The sequence below is a fragment of the Pelotomaculum isophthalicicum JI genome (genome assembly GCF_029478095.1).
GTDB classification, from domain to species: Bacteria; Bacillota; Desulfotomaculia; order Desulfotomaculales; family Pelotomaculaceae; genus Pelotomaculum_D; species Pelotomaculum_D isophthalicicum.
In genome coordinates this window covers 82225-95523 of sequence record NZ_JAKOAV010000010.1, presented here as the reverse complement: position 1 = coordinate 95523, position 13299 = coordinate 82225, and the positions used below count along the sequence as shown (strand labels likewise).

At 44.0% G+C, this 13299-nt stretch carries 11 protein-coding genes and 2 pseudogenes; 11 read left to right on the top strand and 2 right to left on the bottom strand.

Annotated features, from left to right (window positions below):
• Nucleotides 1–111: 111 nt before the first annotated feature.
• Nucleotides 112–447: a carotenoid oxygenase family protein gene (locus tag L7E55_RS07315; RefSeq protein ID WP_277443459.1), complete on the bottom strand. Its 336-nt coding sequence runs from the start codon at nt 445–447 to the stop codon at nt 112–114.
• 403 nt (nt 448–850) lie between these two features.
• Here L7E55_RS07315 and L7E55_RS07310 point away from each other — a divergent pair.
• The 3 genes and pseudogenes from L7E55_RS07310 to L7E55_RS07300 form a co-directional block, all read left to right on the top strand.
• Nucleotides 851–997 (top strand): annotated as a pseudogene (locus L7E55_RS07310) (ATP-dependent Clp protease proteolytic subunit); the annotation flags it as partial.
• 321 nt (nt 998–1318) lie between these two features.
• A complete protein-coding gene (locus L7E55_RS07305; protein ID WP_277443458.1) occupies nt 1319–1576 on the top strand; it encodes a PIN domain-containing protein in 258 nt (85 codons plus the stop codon).
• Nucleotides 1569–1742, top strand: a complete 174-nt coding sequence (locus L7E55_RS07300; protein ID WP_277443457.1) for a hypothetical protein — start codon at nt 1569–1571, stop codon at nt 1740–1742. Before L7E55_RS07305 ends, L7E55_RS07300 begins: the two co-directional genes overlap by 8 nt.
• Before the next feature lie 914 nt (nt 1743–2656).
• Here L7E55_RS07300 and L7E55_RS07295 read toward each other — a convergent pair.
• On the bottom strand, nt 2657–3427 hold the full coding sequence (locus tag L7E55_RS07295) for a MerR family transcriptional regulator (protein ID WP_277443456.1): 771 nt from the start codon (nt 3425–3427) through the stop codon (nt 2657–2659).
• A 264-nt stretch (nt 3428–3691) separates the two neighbouring features.
• Between L7E55_RS07295 and L7E55_RS07290 the strand changes: the two are divergent.
• From L7E55_RS07290 to L7E55_RS07255, 8 genes and pseudogenes are all read left to right on the top strand, one after another.
• A pseudogene (locus L7E55_RS07290) lies at nt 3692–4846 on the top strand (Nramp family divalent metal transporter); the annotation flags it as partial.
• A gap of 118 nt (nt 4847–4964) precedes the next feature.
• Nucleotides 4965–5510 carry a signal peptidase I gene (gene lepB / locus L7E55_RS07285; protein WP_277443455.1) on the top strand — a complete coding sequence of 182 codons (546 nt, stop codon included), beginning with the start codon at nt 4965–4967 and terminating at the stop codon, nt 5508–5510.
• Between the two features lie 258 nt (nt 5511–5768).
• The gene (rsgA, locus tag L7E55_RS07280; protein WP_277443454.1) at nt 5769–6863 is read left to right on the top strand and encodes a ribosome small subunit-dependent GTPase A; all 1095 of its coding nucleotides are present in this window, start codon (nt 5769–5771) and stop codon (nt 6861–6863) included.
• A 163-nt stretch (nt 6864–7026) separates the two neighbouring features.
• Nucleotides 7027–8547, top strand: a complete 1521-nt coding sequence (locus tag L7E55_RS07275; protein ID WP_277443453.1) for a PAS domain-containing sensor histidine kinase — start codon at nt 7027–7029, stop codon at nt 8545–8547.
• 103 nt (nt 8548–8650) lie between these two features.
• The gene (priA, locus tag L7E55_RS07270) at nt 8651–10894 is read left to right on the top strand and encodes a replication restart helicase PriA (protein ID WP_277443452.1); all 2244 of its coding nucleotides are present in this window, start codon (nt 8651–8653) and stop codon (nt 10892–10894) included.
• Between the two features lie 14 nt (nt 10895–10908).
• Nucleotides 10909–11367, top strand: coding sequence for a peptide deformylase (gene def, locus L7E55_RS07265; RefSeq protein ID WP_277443451.1), 459 nt, complete (start codon nt 10909–10911; stop codon nt 11365–11367).
• Between the two features lie 128 nt (nt 11368–11495).
• Nucleotides 11496–12470 carry a methionyl-tRNA formyltransferase gene (gene fmt, locus L7E55_RS07260; RefSeq protein ID WP_277443450.1) on the top strand — a complete coding sequence of 325 codons (975 nt, stop codon included), beginning with the start codon at nt 11496–11498 and terminating at the stop codon, nt 12468–12470.
• Nucleotides 12451–13239 carry a DUF116 domain-containing protein gene (locus L7E55_RS07255; protein ID WP_277443449.1) on the top strand — a complete coding sequence of 263 codons (789 nt, stop codon included), beginning with the start codon at nt 12451–12453 and terminating at the stop codon, nt 13237–13239. The genes fmt and L7E55_RS07255 overlap by 20 nt, the downstream gene beginning before the upstream one ends.
• The last annotated feature ends 60 nt before the right edge of the window (nt 13240–13299 follow it).

The following is a 13299-nucleotide window of genomic DNA, read 5'->3' as shown; positions in this document are numbered from 1 at the left end:
CCGTTGCCTTTTTAGATTACGTAAGAAAAAACCCTGTTCAGAAAATTCTGTCACCCCTTTTCTTAGCCTAAATTCTTATTATTTTTTAATGTTGACTTTTGAAATCAAGTTTTATGCAACACTACTGTGATAAAGTAATGAACGTTTAGGAATAGTGGCAAACTCAGGATAAACTATTCTTCCTTTTTTTACTGCATTCTTAAAAGTATGCCCTTTTAGAAATTTATTGGTATATAAGACTTGTCCATTTTTAAAGGCAAACTTATGAAGCATGGCCAAACCGTCAAACCAGTGGTTATAATTTTCTTTTCCTATCTCAAATTTTGCCGCGCCATTTTGTATAAAAGTACCTGAAAGCCATTCTGGTATATTTCCTTCCACGGGTAGGGATATATTCTCAAACTCTTGTTCAAGGGATGTAAAACCCAATTCTACATTTACTTTCACAATAATAGTCCATCCATTTCTTATGTAGAATTAACCCTTTTTTGAATATGCTTAAATTCAGGTAGAAACTATAATATAACATTCCCTAAAATCAATACAATACCCGCACCGACCAGCCAAATCATATACAATCCGATGGCTATCCGTATCAATCTATCAAGATCCCCCTTTTAGTAAATAATTTCCACGGCACAACTTTTGTCCTTTGTCTTTGCAAGGGCCGTTATGTGACTATGTGCTTTTATGTTGATTATTTGTCATGAATTTTTGGTGGTTACTTTTACTTCTTCCAAAACATACTAAGAGATGAATGAATCAGAAAATTTCTTAGTATTGCGAGGAGTGAAGAAAATGACCACTGCCGGTTGTAAATCCGATTCGGGAATAATACCCGGCGATCCCGGTAAAAGGCATTTTAATTGTGCTCAATACGGTGGGGGGAGATGTGGAAGCGGGCTTAGCGATTGCAGAGATTATTGCCAGCATGTCTAAGCCTTTCGTATCTGTTGTACTGGGGGGCGGACATTCAATCGGCGTGCCGGTGAGCGTAATTTTATAATCTTATTCTTTACAGTAAGAATTTTAAATGAGATAATTTTTGTAAGAACTTGGATTTTTATTTTTAATGAGGTATGATTATGACAACCAAGCCGACCTTATACTTAGAAACAACCATACCAAGTTATTTGGCGGCAAGATTGAGTAGGGACATTTTAGTGCTTTCTAATCAACAAATAACCCGTGAATGGTGGGATAGGGAAAGGGATAACTTTCATTATTTCACAAGCAGTTTTGGCCGAAGTTTATTCAGGTGATTTAAAAGCGGTAAGTTTAAGAGCTTAATTTATTTAAAGATATTGAAGTTTTGCAGGTGAAAGAGGAACTTGAGATAATATCAGGCAAATATTTAGAAGAGTTAAAGATTTCCGAGAAATCCGCGGTTGATGCGTTACACCTTGCTTATGCGGTAGTATACGAAATTGACTACCTTTTAACATGGAATTGCAAGCACCTTGCTCATGGAGACGTTCGCAGGAAGTTGAAATCATACAATGACGCCGTTGGGTTAAAAACTCCGGAAATAGTTACACCATATGAACTGATGGGGAGGTTTGACACTAATGAATGACCCAATTGTTAATGAAGTAAGGAAATTACGTGAGATTTTATTGGGAAAACACGGAGGGAACTTAAGAGAATATATAAAATTCCTTCGTAGAGAGGAAGAAAAAAATCCAGAAAGATTAATTAAAAAGACTGTTGTTAATATTCAAAAAAAGATTCACCTATCTTAGATATTCGAGACTACAAGAGTCGCCAATACAACCCTGGAAAAGTAAAGGTTGGTTGGTAATGAATAAGTTTTTTTAGATACAATAGGCAATCTGTTATCGTCAAGGCTATTAATGGGTGCTAGGTTCGATTCCTGCCGGGCGCGCCATTTAAATGTTTTAAGCTCCTTATGAATCAAGGGTTTTCTTAATTTAATAACAAAGGAAGCCAGGTTAAATAGTTCAGTAAGGACCCCATGATTTTATTAAATTTCTCGAACTATTCGGACAAGATGTCGGACAGAAAGTCGGAAAAAAAATATTGTCAAAGGCTTAGCAACTTCAAGTGTTTCTGGTACTTAACCCTACTGTTTAAGAGGTGGGTTTTTTTTTTGAATGTTTCAATTCTAGGACATAAAATTATCGTTATTTTTTTAAATTATTAATTTTTATTTTGATAACAGTCATATTTTTATGAGAGCGTGTGGAACTATTTGAAGACAGGGCCAAGACGGATGCCGGCGGGGAAGGGAATTTGGCAGTTCTCAAGGAAATGCAGTGATCTAAGTGAGAAGTTCCCACCTCTGAAAAAATCCGGCCTACGCGGCTGTGGCGGTGGAGGAGGGCTCCCGACCGGCTTAAAGTGGGAAATCACCGCCAAAGCCAACGCGACATAATATTTTAAATGATGCAATTAATGTGCCACCGTTAAAACCTATAGTGGTATCAGTATCGCCGTATAGATAAACCATCTACCTCCAATGCAGACTGTGTCCATATAATTGACACCTGTCCATATAATTGACACTAGCACTGTTGCACTTTGCCTTAACCAAGAACGTTCTTCTCTTAATCAATCACTCTCCTTGGCAAGAACGGTATTCGGGAAGTACTTCTTATCACCGCTAAGAGGAAAAATGTTCCCAATATCAAAAATATTATGCCTTATTAATACAATAATGCTGGATAGCATCGTTATAGTATGCGGCAAGACCGGGAGCGAATTTATCATAATACGCGGTAAATCTCTTGTCGGAAACATACATCTTGCCCAACCCGCTCCAGATTTCAAGTGAACATTCATAAAAATTATCACTTATAAATCTCCTTGACCTGTCGACTACCTCCTGTACCCGGGGATCGTCATGAGGTACTTTAGCATTGTACAAATTATAAAGATCTTTGAGGTTTTGCATTTGCGCGCTGTTTATGCGTTCCCAATCTTCCTTGGTATACTTCGCTGTTTTCGCCATCGATGTCTTATACGCCTTAGTGTTTCCCCAACGCTCTTTTACCTCATCTTCGTATTGTTTTTGTCCCTCCATCATTTTTCCATAGTCAAAACCTTTAAACATATCCTCTTTTTCCATTTTATTGCCTCCCTCTAAATTTCTTAATGTTTCTTTGGCAAGCTGAGACAATTTCAAGTATCTTTGTGCTTTCCTTTCGAGATATTCAGCCTGCATTTTTAGCGCGTCTTGCCGGTCAAATGCGGGATTATTGAGTATCTCAATAATTTTCGCAAGAGGAAAATCAAGTTCTCTAAAAAAAAGTATCTGCTGAAGTCTCTCCACATTTTCTTGCGAGTAAATTCTGTAACCTGCTTCTGTCCTTGTTGACGGAGTTAACAGCCCAATTTTGTCATAATATCGCAAAGTTCTGATCGTCACTCCCGCAAGTTGGGCAACCTGGTTGATCGTATAACCCATGGGCTCACACTTCCTTCACATTCAATGATAAACCATTACCTAACGTCAGGGTCAAGTGTCTTTAGAGATTTTCTATACATTGTTGTTTTTGATTTGTGATTTTCTCCCCTGGGCTTAGGATTAACGCCCCAGGAATCGTTGATGTGAAAAAACAGCAGGTCATCGTGCCTTCCCGAAAATTGTCATAGATAATATCGCAGGCCTGTACACCTTGGTACAGGAGTGAGCCCGAGGATAAGTGAAGGAACTGTTCCAATTCAGGTATTTGACCCGGGTAACTTTGCCACTAATATTAGCGGTGGATCTAAATTTAATTATAATCTCGTTTGGGTTATTCTCTGGAGTAATTTAATGGCGATATTTCTTCAGACTGTCTCAGCCAAGCTTGGTATAGCCACTGGTTCTAACCTGCCGGAAATGTGTTCAAAGATATTTTCCAGAAAGGTAAACTGGTTTTTCTGGACGGCGGCGGAGATTGCCGCAATGGCCACTGATCTGGCCGAATTTCTCGGCGGCGCTCTTGGTTTGTATCTGCTTTTTCATATACCGCTGGTATATGCCGGTCTCTTGACAGGTGTGCTGACCTTTATCATTATCTACATGGAAAAGTACGGCCAGAGAGCAGTGGAAATTATTATTGCATGTCTGGTGGCGGTTATCTGTATTGCCTATGGCATAGAATTATTTCTGGCGAAACCTGATTGGATTCAGGTTGGCTTCCATACCCTGATGCCTTCCTTGCCGAACGGGGAGGCTGTACTAATAGCTGTGGGGATGCTCGGGGCGACTGTGATGCCTCACGTTATATATTTGCATTCGCAATTGGTCCAGTGCCGCAAAACACCGGAAACAGACAGTCAGAAACATATGCATTTCAAGCTTGAGCGGCTGGATATTGTTTTGGCTATGAATATTGCCTTCCTGGTTAACGCGGCGATGGTTGTGGTTTCCGCGTCAGTTTTTTTTACCCAGGGTATGGAAGTCGAGTCCATAGAACAGGCGCACCAGTCCCTGGCTCCGCTGCTTGGTTCATTTTCCAGCGGGGCTTTTGCTATAGCTCTGTTGGCGTCCGGTCTTTCTTCTTCGGCGGTAGGTACCTTGGCCGGTCAAACAATAATGAAGGGATTCGTTAACTTAAAATTACCCATGATAGTTACCAGGCTGGTGACAATGGTTCCGGCAATGATTATTATTGCTTTGGGTATCAACCCCATAAAGGCGCTGGTCGTTAGTCAGGTGGTTCTCAGTTTTGCGCTGCCCGTCGCCATCATACCTTTAATGCTGCTTACCCGGCGAAAAGATATTATGGGGACGCTGGTAAACAGGCCGCTGACGAATATAACCGGTTGGATAATAACCACGCTTATTATCTCACTTAACACGGTATTGCTCTATCTTACTTTTACAGGAATTGCTTGAGCAACGGCCAGATTCTATTGCCGGAGCAGGTTTTTCGAATGGGATATATTACAGTAGTTTCAAATAATGAAAATAAGATATAATTTAATATAAATACTATTATTTATAGGAGAAAACAATGGAATCTAAAATAAAGGAAGTATTGTTTGATTGGATAAAAACTATTGTGATAGCGGTTATTTTATCTTTAGCCGTCAGAACTTACGTTGCCGAGGCAAAATGGATCCCAAGTGAATCCATGCTTCCGACTTTAAAAGTTGGAGATCACTTGATAATAGATAAACTCTTTTACAAGCTCAACGGAACAAGGGGGATTAATCGCGGCGATATTGTAGTTTTCAATCCTCCCGAATCTGCTGATTTAAACGAAAAAGTTTTAATAAAGAGGGTAATTGGTTTGCCCGGTGAGACAATTTCAATAAAAGGCGGGTTAGTTTACATTAACGGAAAGCAGCTTGACGAACCATATATCCTGGAAAAACCCAATACTGATTTTGCTCCTTTTATGGTACCTGACAATGAATTGTTTGTGATGGGAGACAATCGCAATAACAGCTATGATAGTAGATTCTGGGGTCCGGTATCTCTTGCAAATATTATCGGCAAGGCAGAATTTCGCTATTATCCCATAAATGAAATTGGAACACTTGCCCCCAAAGTTTAAAAGGGGAATATTATATCGCCTTCAGTGTAAAATTCTTATTGCTCTTGCCACTATTTACCCTGATAATTAATTACTGTATTATAATATAAGAATATTTCCACTGGAGAAAATTAATGAATGGACAAACACGGAAAGGAGCTGTATTTATGTTTATAACATATGTAGTGGAGTCGGTAGCAAAAGGGGGGGCGCGTTTAAACTAAATTTAATCTGCCCTCCCCTTGCCTGGCTATCAAAATAGGGAGGACAAATATAATAATGAATAAAATAAATTTATATAATATAGGGCTTACCGAACGATATGCTCAAGAAGCCACAATGTATGGCGACAATCTCTTTTTAGCGAGAATCTCAATACAGCATAAAGATATGTACAAAGTCATAACCGAGGGTGGAGAGATTAACGCTAAGGTTTCAGGAAAGCTCGGCTATTCGGCATCCGCTTCGGCAGAATATCCTGCCGTGGGTGATTGGGTATTGGTTGACCGAACCGATGAAAAGAACGGTTACGCGATAATACATTACATTCTCACACGGAAGAGCTGTTTTGAGCGGAAAGCGGCCGGGACGGGACATGAGCGTCAAATTATTGCCGCCAATATTGATACGGTGTTCATCTGTATGTCTCTTAATAAAGACTATAACCTGCGACGTATTGAGAGGTATCTTTCGATCGCCTGGGACAGCATGGCGATACCGGTAATCGTACTGACAAAGTCCGATTTGTGTGAGGATATCAATGATAAGCTCGTAGAAATAGAATCCGTTGCGCCAGGCGTGGATGTAGTTGTGACTTCATGTATGAATGACGGCGGTTACACTGACTTGCTTATGTATTTTGACAAGGGAAAAACTATAGCTTTCATTGGCTCGTCAGGTGTAGGCAAGTCCACTCTGATAAATAGGCTTATGGGCGAGGAAGTGCTTGCCACAAAGGAAATCAGGGGGGACGGTAAGGGCAGGCACACCACCACCCATAGACAACTGCTCATGCTGCCTGATGGCGGAGTAGTGATCGACACACCGGGAATGAGAGAACTTCAGGTATTAGACGCCGATTTGACAAAGTCTTTTAATGACATTGAGAAATTGGCCGAAGGATGCTATTTCAGGGATTGCAGGCATGAGTCCGAACCGGGTTGCGCAGTGAGGAAAGCCATTGAGGATGGAACGTTAAGCGCTGGGCGATATGAAAACTACAAGAAGCTTCAGCGGGAGATGGTTTTTGAGGAACGCAAAAACACAATGACTGCCGCGCGGGCGCAGAAGCAAAAAATGATAGACATGATAGGGTCCCTTGAAACGTATAAGCAGTTGCGGAAAAACATCAAAAAGAACAAAGGAAACAGATAATACAAGAGGCTGTACCGGAATGTTTCTCGGTGCGGCCTCTTTGCTATGTTATGTAATATTTATTAATTATAAGTTCGACTTAAGTTGACAATTTCTCTAAAGGAATAAAAATAACTTGCATAGAATAACTCCGTCTTATTACTTAATTAACGGAGGCGTTGTTTTGAATAAAGAACAACTTTACACTACCAATCAACAGCTTTTGGACATAATAGATTTTCTACCTGACGCTACACTGGTCATTGATCGGGATAAGAAGGTAGTTGCCTGGAATAGGGCTATTGAAGAAATGACCGGTGTGAGCAAGGCGGATATCATGGGTAAAGGTGAGTACGCATACGCCATACCTTTTTATGGGGAGTCAAGGCCGATTTTAATAGATCTGATATTTTTAGACGACTTGGCAACCGGGCGAAAATATAAGAACTTGGTTAGAGAGGGAAACACAATTTACGGAGAGGTCTTTATTCAACTGCCATTTAAGAAAAATGAAGTATATTTATGGGGAAAGGCGTCACCTCTTTTTGACAGCGAAGGCAACCTGGTCGGAGCCATTGAATCCATCCGCGACATTACCGAGCGCAAGCAATCTGAGAAGGACTTAAGGAAAATCACTGAAAGAAAGCAGATGGAGGAAACTCTACGTTTATCCGAAGAACGGTTTTTTAAAGCTTTTAATGCCGGTCCTAATCCACTGGCTATCAGTGTGATCGCAAATGGGCGGTTAATTAACGTCAATAACAATTTTATTAACCTTTTCGGTTATTCGCGTCAGGAAGTGATCGGTAACACGGTTATAGATCTGAATATTTATGTTGATCTTGCAGACCGCGCAAAAATAATAAGAACAGTCATGGAACAGGGAGTTGTTCAAAACCTTGAAGTAAACTTTCGTATGAAGTCAGGAGAAGTACTAACTTGTCTGTTTTCTGCGGAAATCATTGAACTCAACGGCGAGCAATGTTTGCTAAGTGTCATTAATGATATCACCGAGCGCAAACAGATTGAAAAAGAAATGGCCCGTTTGGAACGCCTGAACCTGGTTGGAGAAATGGCCGCTGGTATCGGCCACGAAATTAGAAACCCCATGACAACCGTGCGTGGTTTCCTGCAAATGTACAAAAGAAAAGATTCGTTCGCACAATATAAAGATAACTTTGATTTAATGATCGAGGAACTAGACCGGGCTAATTCAATAATTACCGAGTTTCTAACTTTGGCAAGAAACAAGCCGGTCGATTTAAAATCACAGAATCTTAACCACATAGTGCGGACTATCTTTCCTTTAATTCAGGCGGATGCTCTGAATACTGACAAAAATATTGAATTGGATCTGGTGGAGATTCCAGATATACTCCTTGATGAAAAGGAAATACGCCAAATGGTTCTTAACCTTGTTCGCAATGGACTTGAGGCAATGACAGCCGGTGGGAAATTGATCATAAGAACTCTTATTGTTAATGATGACGTTGTATTATTGGTGCGGGATCAAGGGGGAGGCATTGCTCCTGACATAATTGAAAAACTGGGCACTCCCTTTTTCACTACTAAAGAATATGGCACAGGTTTAGGTTTGGCGGTCTGCTACAGTATAGCAAACAGACACAATGCTAAAATTGAGGTGGACACTGGTTCCACGGGGACAACATTTAGTGTTCGCTTTATGCAAAATAGTCAAGAGTAACAGGTGAGACCTCTTGTCCCGGTTGGTATTCTTTATCGCCGGGCTTTTTTTTGATATAATAGAATAACTCTAACATTTGAAAAGATTTCCCCTGGAGGGTATAATGAAGAAAATTGGAGCTTTTGCTGAGGTGATTGTCGCGCTAAATACCCGGAGTACTGACCGGGTTTTTCACTATGCTGTCCCAGCCGCTCTTCAGGATAAAGTTGAAGTAGGTATTAGAGTACTGGTGCCTTTCAATAACAGAAGCCTGGCCGGTTACGTAACCGGATTCGGCTTTCCGGAAAATACGGTAAACATTAAAGAAATCGCCGGGGTACTGGACGCTGAGCCGGTATTTACGCCGGAATTATTGGAACTGGCCCGTTGGATGGCGGAGAATTATCTCTGCAGTACGGCGGAAGCGCTTCAACGGATCTTGTCACCCCGGTTGCTGGTAAAAGGACAACGTGTGGTGAAACAAGTCCACCCGGCTATTCAGGCGAAAGATCTTGAAAGCGCGTTGAATTCACTGAGCCGGGCTCCGAAGCAGGCTGCCTTATTAAAAAAAGCGATGATTAATCCGGGGTTGACCCGCAAGGAACTGGCCGTGGCAGAGGGGGTTTCAGCTTCAGTAGTTGACACGCTAGTTGAAAAAGGCTTGCTGGTGATATCGCCGGAGAATTCGCCGCGCAGGCTGGTGCGGGTAGCGCAGACTTCAGTTGATTCTAACGGTCTCGTTCTCAACGACGGACAGAAAGAAACTTTGGATCAAGTCGCGCGGGATATCCGGCAGGGCATGTTTAAAGTCTTTTTATTGCATGGTATAACCGGCAGCGGTAAAACCGAAGTTTATATGCAGGCAATTTCGATAACCCTGGGAACAGGCCGCCAGGCGGTTGTTCTGGTTCCTGAGATATCACTGACACCTCAAATGGTAGATATGTTTCGCCGGCGGTTCGGCGGGCAAGTAGCCGTTTTACATAGTGCGCTTTCAGGCGGGGAAAGATATGACGAATGGCGGAGGATCAAGGAAGGCGAGGCCTCCGTGGTGCTGGGAACCCGCTCGGCAATTTTTGCCCCGCTGCCCAGGCCGGGGCTGTTTGTAATAGATGAAGAACATGAATCATCTTATAAGCAAGACGACCACCTGCGCTACCATGCCAGGGAGGTTGCGATAAAAAGAGCCCAAATCGCAGGAGCGGTGGTATTGCTGGGCAGTGCCACACCCTCTCTGGAATCGCAGCTAAAAGCATCCGCGGGTGGACCATATCAGTTGTTAAAACTAACAGACAGAATTGACGGGCGTCCTTTGCCGTTGGCGCGGGTTGTGGATATGCGTCTGGAAATGAAAGGTGGAAACAGCGGTATTTTTAGCAGAACGCTTGTCGCCGCGGTAAACAAGCGCCTGGATAAAGGTGAGCAGGTGCTGCTATTTTTGAATAGACGTGGTTACGCGACCTTTATTATTTGCCGTGAATGCGGTCTGGTTCTAAAATGTCCGAGGTGCGACATATCCCTCATCTACCACCGGGACGGCCGCTTAAGGTGCCATTACTGTAATTATACCGTCAGAGCGCCTGATTTGTGCCCCAGTTGCGGCAGCCAAAGCATCAAGCATTTTGGAGCAGGCACCCAAAAGGTGGAAGAAGAGGCGCGCCAGTTCTTCCCGGAGGCGCGGCTCCTCCGGATGGATAGTGATTCAACTGCGCGCAAAGGGTCACATTCAAAAATAATCAACGCTTTTCGCGACAGGCAGGTTGATATTTTGATCGGCACTCAGATGATCGCAAAGGGCCTGGATTTTCCAGGTGTGACCCTGGTAGGGGTGATAAATGCCGATACAACCCTGCATATGCCTGATTTCCGGGCTGCCGAGCGTACTTTTCAGTTGTTGACTCAAGTGGCCGGCAGGGCCGGGCGGGGTGAATTGCCGGGTGAGGCGATTATCCAGACATATAACCCGGATCATTACAGTATCACTGCCGCCGCCGCTCATGATTGTGACCGTTTTTATCTCAGCGAAATGCCGGTGAGGCGGTCTTTGGGATACCCTCCTTTCAGTCACCTGGCCAGACTCCTGTTTACCCATGAGGATGAAGAAGAGGTAAAAAAAGGAGCCGGGCAGGCTAAAGAAACGCTGAAAAACATTTTGGCTGGCAGTGGTAAAAATATTTCTGTTCTTGGGCCGGCTCCCGCGCCGTTAAGCAAGATAAAAGACAGATACCGCTGGCAGTTGGTCATTAAGGCCTCCCGCCGTGATTTGCTAAGAGATGTGATTAGAGAAAGCCTGTCCTCATTAGAAAAGGGGCCTTCATCTATCAGACCTGTGGTTAATGTGGATATTAACCCGCAGGGGATGATGTAAAAGGAGGAGTCGTTTTGGCAATATATAAAATAGTGGAGTTGGGGAATAAAATCTTGAGAGAGCGCGCCAAAGCGGTGCCGAAAATAACCTCAAATATTTTAAAGCTACTTGATAATATGGCTGATACTTTGTATAGCGAAAAAGGTGTCGGTCTGGCGGCGCCGCAAGTAGGGGTAGCGAAAAGGGTAGTAGTTATAGATGCCGGTGAAGGTTTGGTTGAACTTATTAACCCTGAAATAATCAAATTTGAGGGACAAGAAACCGACACCGAAGGATGCTTGAGTATTCCGGGCACTGTGGGAGATGTTACGCGGGCTGCCGCTGTTGAGGTAAAATGTCAGGACCGCCATGGCAAGGAACAAATTATTCAAGCAAGTAATTTGTTTGCCAGGGTACTGCAGCACGAAATAGATCACCTGGACGGTGTTTTGTTCATCGACCGGGCGAAAAAGGTATGGAAAGTAAAGAATTAAGTTAGACTGAAGCGATAGAATAAAGGTAACTACTCAGTAGTCAGAATTAGAAAGTGCTTTATTGTCTTGAAGTATTCTGAATTCTGACTCCTGGATGCTGAATACTTAATTTCTAAGAGGGATAAGAGATGCGCGTAGTATTTATGGGAACGCCGGATTTCGCGGTGCCTTCTTTAAAGGCGCTGGTTGATGCCGGCCACGACGTGCGGGCTGTCGTGACTCAGCCTGACAGGCCGAAAGGCAGAGGTAAAAAATATGCGCCGCCGCCGGTAAAGGAGATTGCCCTGAGTTTAAACCTGCCCGTAATTCAGCCGGTTCAGATAAAAGATCCGGATTTTATCGATTTATTGCGGGGTTATTCGCCGGAAGTCATCGTGGTTGTGGCTTATGGGCGGATCCTGCCCCCGGCTATTCTTTTGCTGCCTGAGCATGGCTGTGTTAATGTCCACGCTTCCTTGTTGCCGAAGTACCGGGGCGCCGCGCCTATTCACCGGGCGGTGATCAACGGTGAAAAGATAACCGGGGTTACCACCATGTTTATTGATGAGGGGCTTGACACGGGGGATATGATTCTTAGGGAAAAGGTTCCTATTTTTATGGAAGATACCGTCGGTGACGTGCACGACCGCCTGTCCGCCGTGGGCGCGCGCCTGTTGGTCGAGACGATGGACATGATTGGACAGGGACGGGCGCCCAGAATACCTCAAACGGGCGAATCGTCTTACGCGCCGGTGCTCACCGGTGCGGACGAATTAATCATCTGGGAAAAGCCGGCGCAGGATATCTATAACCTGATCAGGGGCATGAACCCGTGGCCTGGCGCGCGTACCTACCTGGGAGGGAAAATGCTGAAAATCTGGCGCGCCACTATACTCGATGAGGAGCAATTGTTGGCCCGTCCCGGGAGAGTGATGGGAACCGCGCGGGACGGTATTTTAGTGGGAACGGGTAAAGGTTTACTGGTTATTAACGAACTTCAGATGCAGGGAGCGAAGCGCATGAGCGCCGCTGACTTTTTAAGAGGAACACCGGCTCCATTGGGTGTGATCCTCTCAAATGTTCCGGAGAAGGAGACGGTATGCGGTGATAGCGGGAACGTTTAACCCGGTGCGGAAGAGGTTGTTTATCGGACTGTTGAGCGCCAGCCTGCTGGCGGCTTGCTTGCTTCTAACGGCGATATGGTACATAACGGCCAACCCGGTCAGAAGTTTGTTTGATCAGGTGCTCTTGCTCACTTTAGGCGTTTCTTTGCTGGGTGGGATCATAGTGGCGGGTTTTGGCGTGGGAGGTATTGTCCTGACCATTATTTACGCGAGGGACATCTCGGCCTTTCGTGGCCCGATGCGGGTGGCCTTAAACATTTTCTTCCCACTCGCGCTAGTCCTCGGCCGTTTTTTTCATATCGAAAAAGACAGGATTAAGAACTCATTTATTGAAGTGAATAATTTCTTGGTAAGATCTAAGGTGCTCAACCTGCTCCCGAGACAGGTCTTGTTGCTGGTGCCGCACTGTCTGCAAAAGAGTGACTGTCCACACAAGATTACTGTTGATATCAATAACTGCCAACGCTGCGGAGGGTGTGTTGTCAGTGAGCTTCTAAATTTAAGAGACAAATACGGCTTTAACATAGGCATGGCCACCGGAGGCACGCTAGCCCGAAAATTTGTCCGGGAGTACCATCCCCGCGGCATTGTGGCTATAGCGTGCGAGCGTGATCTGACCAGCGGCATTCAAGACTCCAACCCCATTCCGGTGCTGGGAGTTACTAACGAGCGGCCTTTCGGGCCATGTTTCAACACCCAGGTTAAATTGCCTAAAGTGGAGGAAGCCATCTGTTTTTTCATCAGTCAGAGGGACAAGTTGGCAAGCTAGAGCTTACAGCTGTGAGAAAAATATAGTAACTAAGCAGGAGTCAGAAGTCAGGAGTCAGAA

Bases quoted from the DNA above. Each gene is read 5' to 3' on its own strand.
- L7E55_RS07300 (WP_277443457.1), top strand. From the start codon at position 1,569: ATGAATGACCCAATTGTTAATGAAGTAAGGAAATTACGTGAGATTTTA.
- L7E55_RS07295 (WP_277443456.1), bottom strand. From the start codon at position 3,427: ATGGGTTATACGATCAACCAGGTTGCCCAACTTGCGGGAGTGACGATC.
- lepB (WP_277443455.1), top strand. From the start codon at position 4,965: ATGGAATCTAAAATAAAGGAAGTATTGTTTGATTGGATAAAAACTATT.
- rsgA (WP_277443454.1), top strand. From the start codon at position 5,769: ATGAATAAAATAAATTTATATAATATAGGGCTTACCGAACGATATGCT.
- priA (WP_277443452.1), top strand. From the start codon at position 8,651: ATGAAGAAAATTGGAGCTTTTGCTGAGGTGATTGTCGCGCTAAATACC.
- fmt (WP_277443450.1), top strand. From the start codon at position 11,496: ATGCGCGTAGTATTTATGGGAACGCCGGATTTCGCGGTGCCTTCTTTA.